Here is a 16,551-nt window from a genome sequence, read left to right as displayed (position 1 = left end):
ACCCACAAGGATATTGAAATGCAGCGTAGGCAGTTTCTCGGTTTGGGCATGAGTGCAGCGGCCGCGGGCCTGGTCGCCGGTTGTACATCTCGCGCGGTAACGCGTAGCAAGACTGGCGCTGGACCGAGCGCCTCGGTGAACGAGGCGAAAGATTGGAATGCGTCGCGGCGTTTTGTCGGCACGCGCTTCGGCAATATCGCCTATGCAGATCGCGGCAGCGGTCCGGTGGTGCTGTTCCTGCATGGCTTTCCGCTCAACAGTTATCAGTGGCGCGGCGCGATCGCGCGCTTGTCGCCCTATCGGCGTTGCATCGCACCCGATTGGCTGGGCCTTGGGTACACCCAGGTAGCCGCAGGCGTCGACATCACGCCGGCCACCCAGGTGCAGATGCTTGCGGCCTTGCTGGACACGTTTTCCATCCGCGACGTGGATATCGTCGCCAACGACAGCGGCGGTGCGGTGGCGCAGCTCTTCCTGACGCATCATCCGGATCGTGTGCGCACCTTGCTGCTCACCAACTGCGACGTGGAAAACAACTGCCCGCCGCCGGCCGTGGTCCCGGTCATCGAGTTGGCCAAAAAGGGTCGGTTTGCCGACGAATGGCTGGCGCCATGGGTCGCCGACAAGAACCTGGCGCGCTCGGACAAAGGCCTCGGCGGCATGACCTTCACGTACCCGGAAAGGCTCGCCGACGAAACCATCGATATGTATCTCGGGCCCTTGGTCGAATCGCCGCAGCGCAAGGCGCTCACCAACGCCTACGCCATCGGCCTTGCGCCGAATCCGCTCGCCGGCACGGAGTCGCTGCTCAAGCAGAGCCAGGTGCCTGTGCGCATCGTGTGGGGCACTGGAGACACCATTTTTTCGCAGGACGATGCGGCTTACCTCGACCGCACACTGCCGCGTTCGCAGGGCGTGCGCCGGATTGACGGGGCGAAGCTGTTCTTTCCGGAGGAGTTTCCCGATGTCATTGCGGAAGAGGCACGCAAGCTTTGGGGTGTGTAGGTTCGGTTCGTTGAAATGGCTTGATCGCCGTCATGCGAGCCCGCGAGCCGACTTCCGATCCTTGGCGGACCATGCAAAGGATGGTCAATGGCCCTGATGGATTTCGCGGATTGAAAGGCGAGGTTTGACGGCTGTCTGGATGGGACTATGCCAAGCGCATGATGCGGCGGCTGCCCATCTACCTGCAGCGAGATGGCCAGTTGTGGGAAAGGTATCGGAGGGAATTTTTAGAGAGCCGTTTGAGCGCTCTAATTGCTCCCGATACTTTTCTACCCCAGGTGCGTTCCGCGGGCTGGATAGGCCGGGGTTACGCGACGACGTACTCGCCCTTGCGGACAGCGGGGCGGATCGGCAGCGTGAGGTCGCCGGCGATGAGTTGTAGTTCGCCGTCCTGAATCAGACATTGCAGGCGCAGAGTGCGCTCGCACAGGGCGGCCAGCTGCTGCAGGTCGGCGTGGTCGACGGCGAGCACGCTGAGGTTGTCGTGGCGCGCGAGCGTGCCGGCGATCTTGCTCCACCAGATGTCGGCGGCGTGGCCGCCGTAGGCCAGCACCACCACATGCCGCGACTGGTTGCAGGCTTTGCGCAAGCGGGTTTCATCCGGCAGGCCGACGTCGATCCACAGCTCGATCTCGCCGGTATAGGCCTTGCGCCACAGGGCCGGTTCGTCGGTGTCGCTGAGCCCCTTGCCAAACTCCAGCCGCTCGTCGGCATACAGCGCGAACGCGAGCAGGCGCACCATCAGCCGCTCCTCGGTTTCCGACGGATGCCGGGCGAGGGTCAGGGCATGGGTGGCGTAGTAGTGCCGGTCCATGTCGCTGATCGACAGTTCGGCTTTGTGGATGGTGGCGGTGAGGGCCATGGGGGCGCTTCAGTGGGCATAAAGCGGGCATTTTACGCGGTGTTGCCCCGGAGGCGATAAGACGCCAAGCACCATGCTTAGGCCACAGGCCTTGTCACCCTACTGAAGGTTAGTCATGGATGTCGTCAATCGATGCAGGGTCGGGTTTGCTTCGTTGCCTCCGCCGAATCCGCCACGCTCCGATCAACCCGCCGACGTGGGATCCCTGGTCAATCGCAGGTCGTTGAACTTGCGCCGCTCGATCAGGGCGTCGACGTGGCCGTGGGCATCGCGACGGAAGATCAGGAGGTTCCGTTCGTCGTCGCTGCCCATGAACACGTCCTTCGCGATCGGCTGCAGCACGTTCGCCGTGCCGCCGGCATGCGTGGTGTAGCTCAGCACGCCATGCCGGTCGGCCACGATCCAGGCGCGCCCGGGCGCATAGCGGTAGGTGCCGGCGTAGTCGGAAAGTGTCAGCCCCGCGACGTGCAACTCTGGTGGTGCCGTGGGCAGGGTGACGTCCTCGTAACCGGCCAGCTTCCATCCATCGGCCTGTCGCACGAAGGTGAGCAGGCTTTCGTAGCGCACCACCAGTTGCTGGCCGAACACGGTCTCGCGTTCGTACTCCTCGACCTGCATTACTGCGCTGTCGCCGTATTGGTGCACGTGCGCGTCGCGCAGCTCGATGCTGCCGGAGAAACCGGTCGGGAACGGATGCAGTGAGGCGATGGTGTCGGCTTTGTGGGCAATGCGACCGAATTCGTCGATCAGCACGGCGTCGTCGGCGAGCCAGTGTTGCCAGGGGCCGCGATCGCCCTGCGGTATCGCATCGACCAGTTGCTGCGTGATCCGCAGCAGCTGGTCGCGCAGCGCATCCGGAGCTGGTGCCGCTTGCACGGTGCCGTGCGCGCACACCAGCGCCAGGCCGAACATCCATCCGTACCGAGTTCCGCGCATAGCGATTCTCCCGTGTCGCTTCGCAGCCTAGCGATGGCATGGCGAAGGGGGATGTGCATGAAGTCATCGAGCGACGGGCATGAGGCAACGCATAACCAATCACGCCATCAAGATCATGGGGAATGGCCATATGAGGTTTCCTTAGCCACTCGCAGTCACTGAACGCGACTCGCTCCGCAGAAGCGCGCGCTTGCGACGGCGTTCACACCTCACGCGCTGTATGACAGATGGGAGTGTCCCAGCACCTCGACATGCGCGAGGATGGGTGTTGCGTGATTCCTTTGGACGCCAAGGACATCCTCATGCCCCGACTGCATCGTTGGTCCGCTCCACTGACCCTTGCTACGGCCGCTTGCCTGCTCGCACCGGCCACCCTGTTCGCCTTCGCCACGCAGAACGGCGCACCGCCGCCGGCGCGCACGGCCGATGTGGTCGAGCAATGGTTCGGCCACACCGTGCACGATCCCTACCGTTGGATGGAAGGCGACAACAATGCCGAGTTCCAGCGCTGGCTGGATGCGCAGGGCCAATACACGCGCGGCAAGCTGGACGCGTTGCCTACCCTGCAGCGCTGGCAGCAGGTGCTGGCCAGGGTCGATGGCACCACCGTAATACACCGTGGCCAGCGCTACGCCGGGGGTAAGCTGTTCTTCATCCGCCAGGGTGCGGACGGTAGCGGCACGCTGATGGTGCGCGACGCGGACGGCACCGAGCGTGCGCTGCTCGATCCGGCCACCATCCAGGGTGATGGCGGCCATGCCTCGATCACGCTGTTCGTGCCGTCGCCCGACGGCAGCAAGGTGGCGGTGAATGTCGACCACGGCGGCAGCGAGGTCACCCGCCTCGAAGTGCTGGACGTGAAGACCGGCAAGCCCACCGGCGATGCAGTGGAACCGGTGTGGGGCGAGTTCGGCGCCGAGTGGCTGCCCGACGGCAGCGGCTTCGAGTACACGGCGATGGCGCCGCCCGCGCAGCGTACCGGCGGCGACCCCGTGCAGGACATGCGCGCACGGTTGCACAAACTGGGCACGTCCGTGTCGCAGGATCCGATCCTGCTGCGCGCCGGTGAGGGCGAAGGCGTCAATGCGTCGTTCGCGATGCCCTCGCGCACCTTCCCGGTGATCTCGTTTCCTGCCGGCTCGCGCTGGGCGCTGGGCCAGTCGCTGGGTGCGCAGGCCGACCAGCGCTACTGCGTGGCGCCGCAGGCGGATGCGATGAAGCCCGGCGCGACGTGGCATTGCATTGCCGATCTGGACGATCACGTGCAGTCCGCAGCGATCCACGGCGACACGCTGTACCTGATGTCCACCCATGCACGCTCCAACGGCGAAGTGCTGGCGCTGGACCTGTCGCATCCGGACGCGTCGATCGCGCAGGCCCGCTCCGTGCTGCCGCTGCAGGGCGACGACATGGTGGCCGGCACCAGTCTGTACGACACCGAGCAGATGGCGCCGGCGCGCGATGCGCTGTACGTGAAGGTGTCGCGCAATGGCATCGACGACATCCGCCGCGTGGACTACCGCACCGGCAAGGTGGACGCGGTGCCGATGCCGTTGTCCGGCGTGGCCTCGCTGTTCTTCGCCGACACCGACCAGGACGGTTTCCTGCTGGAGTTGCGCGGCTGGACCACGCCGCCGAAGTCCTGGCGCTACGAGCCCGCGGACCACACCTTGCACAGCCTGGGCCAGGACGAAGCCAGTCCTGCCGACTACGGTATGGTCGAGGCCACCGAGACCGAGGTGGTGAGTGCGGACGGCACCCATGTGCCGCTCACCATCCTGCACCGCAAGGATGCCGCGCTGGACGGCTCGCACCGCGCCATCGTGTTCGCGTACGGCAGCTACGGCATCTCCGTGCTGCCTTCGTTCAAGCCCACCCGGCTGGAATGGGTGAAGCAGGGCAACATCTTTGCCTACGTGCACATACGCGGCGGTGGCGAGAAGGGCGAGGCCTGGCACCAGGCGGGCAGGGGGCCGAACAAGCACAAGGGCGTGGAGGATTTCGTCGCCGCCGTGCAGCGCCTGAGCGACCTCGGCTACAGCCGCCCGCAGCGCACCGCGCTGATCTCCGGCAGCGCCGGCGGCCTGGTGGTCGGCGGCGCGATCGTGCAGGACCCGGGCAAGTTCGGTGCGGCCGTGTGCATGGTGGGCGAACTCAACCCGATTCGCCTGCTGCACGCGCGCAACGGCGCCAACCAGATCGTCGAGATGGGCGACCCGCGCAAGGCCTCGGACTTCCCGTGGATGCTGGCGATGGACCCCTACCAGCAGATCAAGCCGCACACGGCATACCCCGCGGTGCTGCTGAGCGTGGGCCTCAACGACAACCGCGTGTCCACCTGGCAGACCGGCAAGTTCGCGGCGCGCTTGCGCACCGCCGACACCAGCGGGCGGCCGGTGTGGATCCGCACCGACGCCAACGGTGGCCACGGCATGCAGACCTCGCTGGGCGCCGAGGCCGCGGAGTTTGCCGACATCTATGCCTTCCTGGATGCGCAGCTTCCGGTGCAGTGAGCAACGGGCTGCGGGAAGGTGCCAGGGACAAGTACCAGGTGGCGCATGGCCCTCTGCGGAATAGTCCCTGGCGCCTTTCTATAGCGGCTGTTTGTAGATGGCGCCGCCCTTCATCACGAACGGCACGTGTTCGATGGCGCTTATGTCCGTCGTCGGATCGCCCTGGACAGCGATGATGTCGGCGGCTAGCCCCGCCTTCAGTTGCCCGAATTGATCCTGTTGACGCAGGACCTTCGCGTCCACTGCGGTGGCGGCAAGCAGCGCGCGCGCCGGTGACATGCCGTCGCGCACCATCCACTCCAGTTCCTTGTAGTTGGTGCCGTGTGCGAACACGCCCACGTCGCTGCCCGAGCCAATGGTGACGCCCGCCTGCATGGCCAGCTTGAAGGCGCTGGCCGCCTGTTGCATGTCCGCGGTGGGAGGCAGGCCGGGCTTCCAGCCGTGGAAGTATTCGGCATAGGCGGCTTCCGCCTCGAGCGTGGGCATATAGGCGACGCCGTGCTGCTTCATGAGCTCGAACACTTCGCGTGTGCCGCCGTAGGCATGCTCGATGGTGTCGACGCCGGCAAGCACCGACCGGCGCATGCCTTCGGGCGTGGTGGAATGCACCGCGATCGGCAGGTTCATCGAGTGCGCGGTTTTCACCGCGGCGTCCAATTCTTCCTGGGTGAACGTGGGCACGGCGCCTTTGCTCTTGCCGCAGTGATAGTCGGCGTAGAGCTTGATCCAGTCGGCGCCGTGACCGGCCTGGTCTCGCACCGCGTCGATCATCTGCTCGACGCCGCTGACCGGTATGCCGCCTTGCGGAAGATCCAGGTCGGCGCGGAAACCCAAGGGGCCAGGCCCGTAGCAATGCGTGGCGATGGTCGCGCGCGTGGCGACAAACAGGTGCGGGCCCGGAATCAGGCCCTGGTCGATCGCGCGCTGCACGTCGACGTCCGCGTAGCCGGCACCCTCTGTGCCCAGGTCGCGCAAGGCGGTGAAACCGGCCATCAGCGTGTCATGCACGTGCTGCACGGCTTCGATGGTGCGGTAGGGCAGCGTTTCCTTCAGCACCTGGTCGTTCCACAGGGTTTCGTTGTACGGGTGCAGGAAGATGTGCGAATGCGCGTCGATCAGGCCGGGCATCAGGGTGGTGCCCGGCAGGGCGATCGTTTGCGTGCCGGCGGGTACGCTTACTTGGGAAGCCGGCCCCACCGCGGCGATCTTGTCGCCTTGCACCAGCACCACCCAGCCGGCATGCGTCTGTTCGCCGCGTGCGTCGAAGACGCGGTCGGCCTTGATCAGCCAGGGATGATCGGCCGGCTTCGGCACGCTGTCGGCCCGGCACGCCTGGGGGATGCTCGCGAACCCGAGGGTCGCTGCAAATAAAGCGATAGCTGCACGCTGGAATCGATGCACGGGCACGTGGGCCTCCTCGCTACGGTTTCATCGTTCGCCAATGGCGCCTGTGCCGGCGAGCATAACGGCAATCTTCCATCGCTTGCCTTGGACGCGGGATGGGGCGTCGAAGGGGGTGCGATGAGCGCCTCGAATTCGCTTGCTCTTGCAGGCTGGGCTCGGCGCGGACGAAATCTCGGCCGGGCGCCGCCGCCAGTTCGGTTCGCAAAAGCAAAGGCCCGCATCGCTGCGGGCCTCTGGACGGCTGCATGCGGCTGCCTCAAGCGCCGGGCCGATGCCTCTCCTTTACCTCGCGAAGAAGCTCGAGCATATGTTCCCGGTGGGCGCGTCGCTTGAGCTCTTGCGCTTCAAGCAATTGCTGCCGCTTCGTCAACGGCCGCGATGTCCGGTCCGGCGTTGCCGACGACGACGGATGCACGATGTGCGTGAAGTAGTTGACCCATGCGCGGAAGCGCTGCGGCGATGGGGGTTGCGATTCGGGTTTCATGGCCAGGGACCTCTTTGCATGTCACAGCCGGAATAGCGAATCTGCGCCAGGGATCGTTATCCGGCAGTGATGCTATCGATAACGCACCCGTCCCCGATCGGAGGAAGTGCCAGGCGCGGCTTCCGGGTCCGATCCGCACGCTGGCCGGTTGCAACCTGCCGGTGCGGGGTTCATTTCGCCGGCGCCTGCGTGAGATGGCTGGCGAAGAACTCTTCCGCCCTGGCGATCGCGACGGCATGGGTCTGTTGCTGCGGCACGCGGATGTGCTGGCAGATCGGCTCGTGCTGCAGGCCCTCTGTCGTGCAGTCGGCAAGGAAGTCGTAATGGCCGACGCCGGGCAGGGTTTTCAGGGTGGCGTGGGGCAGCAGTGTCGCGGCGAGCTTGCCGTTGCTGTCCGGCGGAGCTACGGAGTCGGCCTCGCCGAGCAGGATGCTCACCGGGGTGTTCAGCGTGTGCAGGCTGGCGGGGGCCAGCGCCTCGATGCCGCCCGGCGCCATTGCGAATACCGCGCGGACACCGGGGATCGCGTAATCGTCGCCGGCGTGTTTCGCCAGCGCCGCCATCGCCGGCGCCTTCAGTGCCTGCTCGCGGGCGGCCAGGGTCTGGTCGGGTGCCTCGGCCTGCGCAGCGCACGTGGCATCGGTGGGATGGGAGCGGCAGAACTGGATGTAGTGGTCGATGTCGACCCGCGCGCCGGCGCTCACCAGGGCTGCCAGGCCCCCCATCGAGAAGCCCGCCACGCCCACGCGCTGCGCATCGATATGCGGACCGATGAGGGCGTCGTCCTTGGCCGTGTCGAGGGCCACGCGCAGATCCACCGCGCGATCCCATACCAGCAGGCCGCCGGTCATGGTCATCGGGTCGCGCCCGTTGGTGCCGGGGTGGTCCACCGCGATCACCACGTCGCCGGCGCGCGCCAGCGCAGTGCCGAACCAGGCCATGATCCGCGCGGTGCCGCCGAAGCCGTGCGAGAGCAGGATCACCGGATGCCGCCCCGGCGCGAAGGGCGCATCGGCGGCAGCGCTGCCGGCGTCGAACACCGGATGGTCCGGCGGCCCGATCTGCAGCGGCGTCTCGGCGACGTTGCCGGCGGCGGGATACCACACGGTGATGCGCAGTTCGTCGCGATGCTGCGCGTCGCGCAGCGCGGCGCTCGGCGTGTGCGCCACGCGGTGGATTTCGCCCACCGTGCCGGCGCGGACCAGGGTGCAGACGCCCAGCGATACGGTGGCCAGGGCAATGAAAAGAGTGCGTGCGGTCATGCGGTCCTCGTCGATGGCGATGTTGGGGAAGTCAGGATTGCAGCGGCAGCCAGATCTCGACGTCGCCGCTGCCGGTGATATCGTCGAAATCGATGCCGTATTTCTCGAAATCGGGCGCGTCGGCGACCTGCAGACCGGAGCGCGGCAGCCAGTCGTTGACGAAGGTCTGCCAGGTGCGGCGGATGTCCGAAATATGGCCGTGATGGGTGGCCACCACGTACTCGCGCGCCGGCAACCGCAAAGTGCTGAGCGCTGGGTCCAGACCGCCGAAACCCGGTACGTCCACGCCGGCGATGTACTCGAAGTTGCCTTCGTCGTCGCTGTTGCAGCACACGCCGAACGCGGTATGCCGCTTCGGCAGGGCGCCCGCGAAATGCAGTGACAAGCGCTGCCATTGCGCGGGAATGCCCTGGGTGGTGTCGGATGTGTAGCGGCAGCCGAGTCCGGCGATCAAGCGCGTGTCGTCGTGGGCAAGGCGCGGTTCGTTCAGCGTCACGTGCACGCCATCGGCAGTGCGCCAGGGTTCGACCAGCGCCAGGCCGGCCACCGAACCGCGCTCGCGTACGCTGGCCGGGCTCAGGCCGAACTGTTCGCCGAAGGCGCGCGTGAAGGCTTCGTGCGAACCGTAGCCGCTGGCCATCGCCACCTCGAGGATGTCCGGTGCGCCACCGGCCAGGCGGCGCGCGGCTTCGGTCATGCGGCGGCCGCGCAGGTAGCGCACCACCGAGCAGCCGGTCATCGCCGGGAACAGCCGCGCCAGGTGGAAGGGCGAGACCCCGGCCACCTCGGCGATGCGGCCCAGCGACAGGTCCTCGCTGTAATGGCTTTCGATGAACCAGAGTGCTTTTTCGGCTGCGGCCATCTCTGAAACCCGGCGATGGAATCGAGTGGTGCAGGGTAACTGCAGCTTCGGCGACGGCGTTTGATCGTTCTTGCGGGGGACTCGGTCCGAAGTTTCCGCCTGCGTCACGTTTTCGTCGATTCGGCGGTGCTGCCGTGTTCCGCCGCGGCGAAGCCGAGCTCAGTCCGGGTTCTTGTCGTAGCGCGCGATGCCTTCGGGCAACTGCACCCACGAGTGCCGGCGACATTCGTAGACCGAATCCTGGGGCGGCGGAAAGCTGGGATCGGCGAAGGCGCCCACCGCCACCATCACGAAGGCATCGTCGCCTTCGGCGGTATGGAACACCGGGCTGCCGCACACCGGGCAGAAGCGGAAACGGAAGCTCTCGCCCTGATCGCCGGTGCGTACGAACTCGGTGGCCGTGCCTTCGACCTTCCACGGTGCCGCATAGCCGGCCAGCGCAGCGAAGACGCTGCCGGTGCGTTGCTGGCAGGCCAGGCAATGGCAGACGCCGGCGCCGAGAGTCGGGCCCTGGACCTCGATGCGCAGTTGCCCGCAATAGCAGGATGCGGTGCGGCTTTCCATGGGATACCTCGGCGACGGCTTCGGGATGCCCCATGCACCGCGAACGGTGCGGGGCTGCCACTTTATAGCTTTGCTACTGCGCGGCCGACAGGGCCGGAAGGCATCTTGGGCTGGCGCGGCCGCACGAGGCCGCGCCGAATGCCCTGGCACACGCCAAAGGCGAGCGGCGTCACGATCGCTTCGGCGGTTGTGCCATGGAGTGCTACTGCTTGGGCACCAATTCGCCGGTCACCTTGCCGTTGGCGTCCAGCATCTGCAGCGACGGAGAGCCGTCCTTCGCGACCTTCATCACGATGCGCGGATGGCCCTGCAGGTCGTCCATGGCGAGCTGCACGCTGCCGTCGGTGTCGCGGCCGAGCACCATGCGCTTGGTCGGGCCACCGTGTTCGGCGAAGAAGGCCTTCACCCGCACCTTCTGCTGATCCACCGGCAGGTTCTTGATGGAGTCCATGAGCTGGACTTCCTCCAGGATCGAATAGTCGGGATAGTCGTTGAACTGCAGCTTGGTGTGGCGGCCGTCCTTTTCCTGCTCGGATTCCAGCGCCATGGTCTGGTCCTGCTCGTAGGCGTCGAAGGAGAGGTGGCCATAGGTTTCATGGGTGCCGTCCTTGTCCTTCTCGCCGCCGAAGATCAGGCCGCCGTTCTCGGTGCCTTCGGCGTTGTAGAAGATCATGCCCGCAGCCTTGCGGCTGGGGTGCGGGTATTCCTTGCCCTTGATGATGATGCCCGGCTCAGTGGCGGCATCGGAGATCACCAGCCGCAGCGTGCCGTCGGGTTCGCGCACGTTGATGCGATGCACGTCCAGCTCGTCGAGCGACAGTTTCTTTGGCGCCTGCGCAAAGCCGCTCAACACCGTGGCGGCGAATACCAGCGTGAGCACGCCGGCATAGATCGTCAGGAAACGCTGGCCGATGGGTTTCATGGGCTTGCCTCTTCGTTGTCGGACGGGATGCCCGGCATGGTCACACGGGCCGCTCGACGGCGAAACGGACATAAGTAAGGCGGCAGGGAAAATTCCGAACCCGGTCACCCATTCGGCGAAAGGGGCGGAGGCAAAGCCGCCGCCCCTGAGGCTATCTGCTGCGGGAATCGGCGCGGTGGCGATTACCCGCGTCTTGCCGCCTCGATCGCCGCGATGTCGATCTTCGTCATCGTCATCATCGCCTCGAACGCGCGCTTGGCTGCGGCGGTATCGGCGTCGGTGATCGCCGCGCTCAGTGCGCGCGGCGTGATCTGCCACGACAGCCCCCACTTGTCCTGGCACCAGCCGCAGGCGTTGGGCTGGCCGCCGTTGTCGATGATCGCGTTCCACAGGCGGTCGGTCTCGGCCTGATCGTCGGTGGCCACCTGGAACGAGAACGCATGGGTGTGCGCGACCCCGGAGCCGCCGTTGAGGCCCAGGCACGGGATGCCCATGACCGTGAACTCCACCGTCAGCACGTCGCCCTGCTTGCCTGCGGGATAGTCGCCGGGCGCGCGATAGACGGCGCCCACGGCGCTGTCCGGAAAGGTCTTGGCGTAGAAGGTGGCGGCTTCCAGCGCGGCGCCGTCGTACCAGAGACAGATCGTGTTCTTGCTCATCATAGGGATTCTCCTGGTGTGGGCAGCATGGCCCTTTCATTCGGAACGGATGAAATGCGGTTGGCGCGATGTCGCCATGGATGTCGCGCACGGGCTCAGCCCGGAATCGTCGGTTCCACCAATCGTTCCAGCAGGGTCAACGATTCCTGCCAGCCGAGGTGGCACTGTTCGGCGGGGATCATGTCGGGGATGCCGGCCTGTTCGATCTGCACTTCGGTGCCGCAACTTACGCCGCGCAGCGTGATGGTGGTGACCATGGTGCCCGGCAGGTTGGGATCGTCGAAGCGGTCGTCGTGGACGATGCGCCGATCCGGCACCAGCTCCAGATAGGTGCCGCCGAAGCTGTGCGCGTTGCCGCCGCTGAAGTTGGTGAAGCTCATGCGGTAACGGCCGCCCACGCGCGCGTCGAGCTCGTGCACGGTGCAGGTGAAGCCGTCCGGCGGCAGCCACTTGGCCAGTGCGGCGGGATCGAGGAAGGCGCGATAGACGCGTTCGGGCGGTGCGGTGAACACGCGAAGCAGGCGGACGGTGCCGGACATGATGGGTCTCCGTGGGTTGGCGAGGCGAGTCCTCATGATGATGACGAATGGACAACCCGCAGATCGACAGTGCCATAGGTTTATTTCCGATCGCGCAGGTGTCCGCGATGCGGACGTGTCCGTGCACCGTCCGTTGTCCGCCGCGAGTGTCCGCGGACGGATATCCGGTTTTTGAAGGGCAGCGAGAAACGGCTTGGGAATGCGGGTTTGCAGGGCATGCGGGCGTTGGCACGGCCCTTGCCATACATACCTCGAAAGCTTCATTCCTCACTCAACGGAGAGCCGTCATGAAATCCAAAGTCGAAACCCTGATGTTGCAGAGCCTGTTCGGCGTGTGCGTGCTGATTTGCGCGCTGAGCATCGGCGGCATGCTGCTGGCCTGACCGCATGACTTCTTGCCTATGCGGGCAGATGTTGCGGGTCTAGGAGCCTGTTCAAGGTCTCCCGGAGTCATGAGGAGATCTTGAACAGGCTCTCAGCCTGAGCGTCGCCATCCGGTGGGGCTGTTCGCCGGATGGCAGCGGACGATGTGTATCGATTGCCGGGCCTCGCCGGCACCGAGCGCATCGCCCGTGCATGTTGTGCGGGCCAATCGCCAAACCCCTGGCAGGCCCGCGCTTTTTCCCCACATCGATAAACCAAGGAAGCGACTCATGAACAAGATTCTCTCGAACCGTTCCTTCTCCCGCCGCCTCACGCGTGGCCTGGTCCTGGCCGGGGTCGTCGGCGCGTTCGCCGTGGCCGGTATTTCCACTGTCAGTGCACAGGAAACTTCGGGCTCGATCTTCGGCAAGGCACCGGCAGGTGACAGCGTTACCGTGCGTAGCGACATGACTGGCGCGGGCCGGACGGTAACGGTGGATTCCACGGGCCGTTACTTCGCACACGCACTGCCGATGGGGCCCTACACCGTCACGCTGAAACAGAACGATCAGGACATTGCCAAGCATCTCAACGTGCCGGTGACGGTGGGTCGCGGCGTCGAGGTGGACTTCAAGTGCGGCGACGAGGTCAAGTGCGACGAGGTTGCCAACACGAAGTGAGCCGTGGCGCATGGATGCGCATGTTGTGAGTGGAACAAAGCCCGGCGGGGAAACCCGCCGGGCTTTTTCGTGCGATGAAGCGGCAGGCACATTGGCACGCAGGAAGGCCAACGCCTCCTTGCGCGGCACACCCGCTTTCGGCGCTTTGCCGCTGCCCATCTTTGCGTGAGCCAGGACACGCCTTTTCCCGGGGCGTTTGCTTCATGATGCGCAGCCGTTGGCTGCCGAGTCATGCAGCAGCAAATGCGCATTCCCCTGCTCAAGAAAGGATCACCATGCTTGCACTTGTGTTTGACCGGGCCGGCGAGCCGCGCGAAGTGCTTCGTCTCGCAGACGTGCCGCAACCGCAGCCGGGCCCCCATGAGGTACTGATTGCGGTGCGCGCGCGCGTGATCCAGCCGGCCGACGGCATGTTCGTTGCCGGGCGCTACCGCGTGAAGCCGAGCTTTCCGCAAGTGGCCGGTTTCGATGCGGCCGGTGTGGTCGAAAGTGTCGGTGCGGAAGTGAAGCACATGCGCGTGGGGCAGCGCGTCGGCTTTCGCTATCCGGGCGCCTGGGCGGATTTTGCCGTGGCACCGGCGGCACGCGTCTATCCGGTGCCCGACGATCTTTCGGCGCAGTTGGACGATGGAGCGGTGTGCCAGTTTGGCCTGAATCCGCTGACCGCGTGGGGCCTGCTCGATATGGCGCGTTTGCCGCAGGGCGCCCGTGTGCTCGTCACGGCGGGACGTTCGGCGGTCGCCGGCCTGCTGGGACATCTCGCGTTGCAGCACGGAGTGGTGGCCGAGCGACTGGTGCGCGAAGGCGACGGCTATCGCCTGCTGGATGCCTCGGGCGTGCAGACCCTGGCGCAGGCGGGTGACGTGGCGCAGACGCTGGCTGCCGTCGCGCCCTACGATGCCGTGCTGGATGCAGTGGGCGGCCCGGGTGTGCCTGCGCTGATCGCCGCGACTGTGCCTGGCGCGCGGCTGCTGTCCTACGGCGTGCTCGACGACCGGCCGTTCGAAATGCATGCGGCCACGATGGTGTACCGCAATCTTTCCTGGCAGGGCTTCGGCATCGACGGCTGGTTGAACCAGTGCGAAGCCGCGACGTTGGCGCGGGCGCAGCGCGAATGCTGGGAGCTGCTGTCGCGCCACCCCGAGCTGGTTCCCGTCGCCGCGCGTTATCCCCTGCGCGATTTCGACGCGGCGCTGGCGGCGGCGAGTACCGGCAAGGGTGGCAAGGTCCTGCTGATGTGATGGGAAGGGGCGGCACGCCATGCGTGTCGCTCCCTTAGCGCGGCGGCGAGATCGTTGCCGGCAATCGCGCCAATGGCCCTCAGGCGATGGTTGCCGCGATACCGTGACTGGCTGTGTTCGGCGATGCAGGTGCTAGAAGGAAACCCAGCGCCTCCTCGCAGGGTGCATCCACTTTCAGCGCGAGCAGCGCGTCGGCGCGGGTGCGACCCAGCGTGACGGCGGCGACGGGCTTGCCGGCCTGCGCGGCGGCGTGCGCGAAGCGGTAGCCGGAGTACACCATCAGCGAGGAGCCGACCACCAGCATCGCATCGGCATGGCGGCAGGCGTTCATCGCGGCGGTCACGCGTTCGCGCGGCACGTTTTCGCCGAAGAACACTACGTCGGGTTTCACGATGCCGTGGCAGTGCGGGCAGGCCGGCACGTCGAAACGGCTGAAGTCGTGGCCGTCGAGGTCGGCGTCGCCATCCGGTGCGTCGGTGGCATCGAGCTGCGCCCAGGCGGGATTGCGTTCGACCAGCGCGGACTGGAAGTCGTGGCGCGATCCGCGCCAGTCGCAGGTCATGCAGCGCACGGTGTCGAGCCGGCCGTGCAGGTCGATGACACTGGCGTGACCGGCGCGCTGGTGCAGGCCGTCCACGTTCTGCGTCACCAGCAGTTCGATCCGGCCCTGCCGCTCCAGTTCGGCCAGCGCGCGGTGCGTGGCGTTCGGTTGCGCGTGTCCGAAGCGGCGCCAGCCGACCAGGCTGCGCGCCCAGTAGCGGTGGCGGGTGTGCGGTTCCTGCATGAAGGCCGCAAAGGTGACGGGCGGCGTGCGCTTCCACTGGCCGTCGCGGTCGCGGTAATCGGGAATGCCGGACGCAGTGCTGCAACCGGCGCCGGTCAGCACGAACAGGCGCGGGTGGGCTTCAATGAAGGCTTGCAGCGGGCTCATCGCGGGCGGTTGTGCTGCGCTCTTACTGGTGAGAAAGGGATCGAAGCAGGTGAGTGGACGAAGCGCGTGTCGTCGTGATGTCCATGCGGGTTAGGCGAGGCAGTCCGCTGTCCGTGCGTCTTCGCCGGGTACTGCGCGCCGCCCTTCCTGTGCTCAAAAACGGCGCCATCCATGGCGCCTTTCCACGTTTGAGGGGTTGCGCGGCCTCAGGCGGCTTTCGCCTCCTGCTTCAGCGTGGCCATGTCGATCACGAAGCGGTACTTCACGTCGCCCTTGAGCATGCGCTCGTAAGCGCCGTTGATGTCCTTCATTGCGATCATCTCGATGTCGGACACGATGCCGTGCTTGGCGCAGAAATCCAGCATCTCCTGCGTCTCGCGGATGCCGCCGATCAGCGAGCCGGCGAGCTGGCGGCGCTTGAGGATCAGGTTGAACACGGTGGGTGACGGATGCGGATGCTCCGGCGCGCCGACGAGGCACAGCGTGCCGTCGCGCTTGAGCAGGGCGAGGAAGGGGTCGAGGTTGTGCGAAGCGGCCACGGTGCTGAGGATGAAATCGAAGCTGCCGGTGTGCTGCGCCATCTGCGCCTGGTCCTTCGACACCACCACCTCGTCGGCGCCGAGGCGCTTGGCGTCGTCCTGCTTGCCGGGCGAGGTGGTGAACAGCACCACGTGCGCGCCCATCGCATGCGCCAGCTTCACGCCCATGTGGCCGAGGCCGCCCAGACCGACGATGCCCACCTTCTTGCCGGGGCCGACGTTCCAGTGGCGCAGCGGCGAATACGTGGTGATGCCCGCGCACAGCAGCGGCGCCACGGCGGCGAGCTGGTCCGCCTTATGGGCGATGTTCAGCACGAACTTCTCGCTCACCACGACGCTTTCGGAATAGCCGCCCCAGGTGTTCTCGCCGCCGAACATGGGGCCGTTGTAGGTGCCGGTGAAGCCGTTCTCGCAGTACTGCTCTTCGCCGTCGGCGCAGGAGGCGCAGTGCTGGCAGCTGTCCACCATGCAGCCCACGCCCACGGTGTCGCCGGGCTTGAACTTGGTCACCTTCGCGCCGACCGCGGACACGGTGCCCACGATCTCGTGGCCGGGCACGGAGGGGTAGAGCGTGTTCTGCCATTCGTTGCGCGCGGTATGCAGGTCGGAGTGGCAGACGCCGCAATACAGGATGTCGATCTTCACGTCGTGCGGGCCGGGCTCGCGACGTTCGATGCTGAGCGGTGCCAGCGGCTGGCTGGCGGACGTGGCTCCATAGGCGCGGGTCTGGGTCATGCGGATTCTCCGGGGATGGGGTGACGCAAGCCCATGAGTCTACGCTTCGC

Annotated in this window: 15 protein-coding genes and 1 pseudogene; 4 read left to right on the top strand and 12 right to left on the bottom strand. The window is 66.2% G+C overall.

Features of this window, described 5'->3' with window-relative positions:
* The first annotated feature begins 225 nt into the window (after positions 1-225).
* Positions 226-1,005, top strand: coding sequence for an alpha/beta hydrolase (locus tag IHE46_RS14465; protein ID WP_343230040.1), 780 nt, complete (start codon positions 226-228; stop codon positions 1,003-1,005).
* A gap of 307 nt (positions 1,006-1,312) precedes the next feature.
* Here IHE46_RS14465 and IHE46_RS14460 read toward each other — a convergent pair whose 3' ends face one another.
* Both IHE46_RS14460 and IHE46_RS14455 read right to left on the bottom strand, forming a co-directional pair.
* Positions 1,313-1,867 carry a YaeQ family protein gene (locus IHE46_RS14460; protein WP_192165362.1) on the bottom strand — a complete coding sequence of 185 codons (555 nt, stop codon included), beginning with the start codon at positions 1,865-1,867 and terminating at the stop codon, positions 1,313-1,315.
* A gap of 183 nt (positions 1,868-2,050) precedes the next feature.
* Positions 2,051-2,803 (bottom strand): nuclear transport factor 2 family protein, encoded by a 753-nt coding sequence (locus tag IHE46_RS14455; protein ID WP_192165361.1) that lies wholly within the window; start codon positions 2,801-2,803, stop codon positions 2,051-2,053.
* A gap of 302 nt (positions 2,804-3,105) precedes the next feature.
* On the opposite strand from IHE46_RS14455, the gene IHE46_RS14450 reads away from it, so the two are divergent.
* Positions 3,106-5,316: a prolyl oligopeptidase family serine peptidase gene (locus tag IHE46_RS14450; RefSeq protein ID WP_192165360.1), complete on the top strand. Its 2,211-nt coding sequence runs from the start codon at positions 3,106-3,108 to the stop codon at positions 5,314-5,316.
* A 78-nt stretch (positions 5,317-5,394) separates the two neighbouring features.
* Here the strand turns inward: IHE46_RS14450 and IHE46_RS14445 are convergent, their stop codons facing one another.
* From IHE46_RS14445 to IHE46_RS14410, 8 genes are all read right to left on the bottom strand, one after another.
* A complete protein-coding gene (locus IHE46_RS14445) occupies positions 5,395-6,630 on the bottom strand; it encodes an amidohydrolase family protein (RefSeq protein ID WP_343230039.1) in 1,236 nt (411 codons plus the stop codon).
* 346 nt (positions 6,631-6,976) lie between these two features.
* Complete coding sequence (locus IHE46_RS14440) at positions 6,977-7,204, bottom strand: hypothetical protein (RefSeq protein WP_192165359.1); 228 nt, start codon at positions 7,202-7,204, stop codon at positions 6,977-6,979.
* Between the two features lie 170 nt (positions 7,205-7,374).
* Complete coding sequence (locus IHE46_RS14435; RefSeq protein ID WP_225563074.1) at positions 7,375-8,466, bottom strand: alpha/beta hydrolase; 1,092 nt, start codon at positions 8,464-8,466, stop codon at positions 7,375-7,377.
* Between the two features lie 31 nt (positions 8,467-8,497).
* Entirely contained in the window at positions 8,498-9,328 is an 831-nt protein-coding gene (locus tag IHE46_RS14430; protein ID WP_192165358.1) for an AraC family transcriptional regulator, read from the bottom strand.
* 159 nt (positions 9,329-9,487) lie between these two features.
* Positions 9,488-9,892 (bottom strand): GFA family protein, encoded by a 405-nt coding sequence (locus IHE46_RS14425; protein ID WP_192165357.1) that lies wholly within the window; start codon positions 9,890-9,892, stop codon positions 9,488-9,490.
* A 202-nt stretch (positions 9,893-10,094) separates the two neighbouring features.
* Complete coding sequence (locus IHE46_RS14420; protein WP_192165356.1) at positions 10,095-10,814, bottom strand: hypothetical protein; 720 nt, start codon at positions 10,812-10,814, stop codon at positions 10,095-10,097.
* A 182-nt stretch (positions 10,815-10,996) separates the two neighbouring features.
* Positions 10,997-11,476: a VOC family protein gene (locus tag IHE46_RS14415; protein ID WP_192165355.1), complete on the bottom strand. Its 480-nt coding sequence runs from the start codon at positions 11,474-11,476 to the stop codon at positions 10,997-10,999.
* A 92-nt stretch (positions 11,477-11,568) separates the two neighbouring features.
* On the bottom strand, positions 11,569-12,012 hold the full coding sequence (locus IHE46_RS14410) for an SRPBCC family protein (RefSeq protein WP_225563073.1): 444 nt from the start codon (positions 12,010-12,012) through the stop codon (positions 11,569-11,571).
* Between the two features lie 653 nt (positions 12,013-12,665).
* On the opposite strand from IHE46_RS14410, the gene IHE46_RS14405 reads away from it, so the two are divergent.
* Both IHE46_RS14405 and IHE46_RS14400 read left to right on the top strand, forming a co-directional pair.
* The gene (locus IHE46_RS14405) at positions 12,666-13,055 is read left to right on the top strand and encodes a carboxypeptidase-like regulatory domain-containing protein (RefSeq protein ID WP_192165354.1); all 390 of its coding nucleotides are present in this window, start codon (positions 12,666-12,668) and stop codon (positions 13,053-13,055) included.
* 275 nt (positions 13,056-13,330) lie between these two features.
* Positions 13,331-14,296 (top strand): alcohol dehydrogenase catalytic domain-containing protein, encoded by a 966-nt coding sequence (locus tag IHE46_RS14400; protein ID WP_192165353.1) that lies wholly within the window; start codon positions 13,331-13,333, stop codon positions 14,294-14,296.
* Between the two features lie 79 nt (positions 14,297-14,375).
* On the opposite strand, the pseudogene IHE46_RS14395 reads toward IHE46_RS14400, so the two are convergent.
* Together IHE46_RS14395 and IHE46_RS14390 are read right to left on the bottom strand one after the other, a co-directional pair.
* Positions 14,376-15,245: pseudogene (locus IHE46_RS14395) on the bottom strand (NAD-dependent protein deacetylase); the annotation flags it as partial.
* A gap of 188 nt (positions 15,246-15,433) precedes the next feature.
* Entirely contained in the window at positions 15,434-16,501 is a 1,068-nt protein-coding gene (locus IHE46_RS14390; RefSeq protein WP_192165351.1) for an NAD(P)-dependent alcohol dehydrogenase, read from the bottom strand.
* Positions 16,502-16,551 lie beyond the last annotated feature (50 nt).

This window comes from Rhodanobacter sp. DHG33, from assembly GCF_014843005.1.
Taxonomy (GTDB): Bacteria; Pseudomonadota; Gammaproteobacteria; order Xanthomonadales; family Rhodanobacteraceae; genus Rhodanobacter_A.
The sequence above is the reverse complement of the archived record's forward strand: the minus strand, read 5'-3'. Positions and strand labels throughout refer to the sequence as shown.

Coding starts and splice junctions, on each gene's coding strand:
- IHE46_RS14460 (WP_192165362.1), bottom strand. CDS start 1,867: ATGGCCCTCACCGCCACCATCCACAAAGCCGAACTGTCGATCAGCGAC.
- IHE46_RS14455 (WP_192165361.1), bottom strand. CDS start 2,803: ATGCGCGGAACTCGGTACGGATGGATGTTCGGCCTGGCGCTGGTGTGC.
- IHE46_RS14450 (WP_192165360.1), top strand. CDS start 3,106: ATGCCCCGACTGCATCGTTGGTCCGCTCCACTGACCCTTGCTACGGCC.
- IHE46_RS14440 (WP_192165359.1), bottom strand. CDS start 7,204: ATGAAACCCGAATCGCAACCCCCATCGCCGCAGCGCTTCCGCGCATGG.
- IHE46_RS14435 (WP_225563074.1), bottom strand. CDS start 8,466: ATGACCGCACGCACTCTTTTCATTGCCCTGGCCACCGTATCGCTGGGC.
- IHE46_RS14430 (WP_192165358.1), bottom strand. CDS start 9,328: ATGGCCGCAGCCGAAAAAGCACTCTGGTTCATCGAAAGCCATTACAGC.
- IHE46_RS14425 (WP_192165357.1), bottom strand. CDS start 9,892: ATGGAAAGCCGCACCGCATCCTGCTATTGCGGGCAACTGCGCATCGAG.
- IHE46_RS14420 (WP_192165356.1), bottom strand. CDS start 10,814: ATGAAACCCATCGGCCAGCGTTTCCTGACGATCTATGCCGGCGTGCTC.
- IHE46_RS14415 (WP_192165355.1), bottom strand. CDS start 11,476: ATGATGAGCAAGAACACGATCTGTCTCTGGTACGACGGCGCCGCGCTG.
- IHE46_RS14410 (WP_225563073.1), bottom strand. CDS start 12,012: ATGTCCGGCACCGTCCGCCTGCTTCGCGTGTTCACCGCACCGCCCGAA.
- IHE46_RS14405 (WP_192165354.1), top strand. CDS start 12,666: ATGAACAAGATTCTCTCGAACCGTTCCTTCTCCCGCCGCCTCACGCGT.
- IHE46_RS14400 (WP_192165353.1), top strand. CDS start 13,331: ATGCTTGCACTTGTGTTTGACCGGGCCGGCGAGCCGCGCGAAGTGCTT.
- IHE46_RS14390 (WP_192165351.1), bottom strand. CDS start 16,501: ATGACCCAGACCCGCGCCTATGGAGCCACGTCCGCCAGCCAGCCGCTG.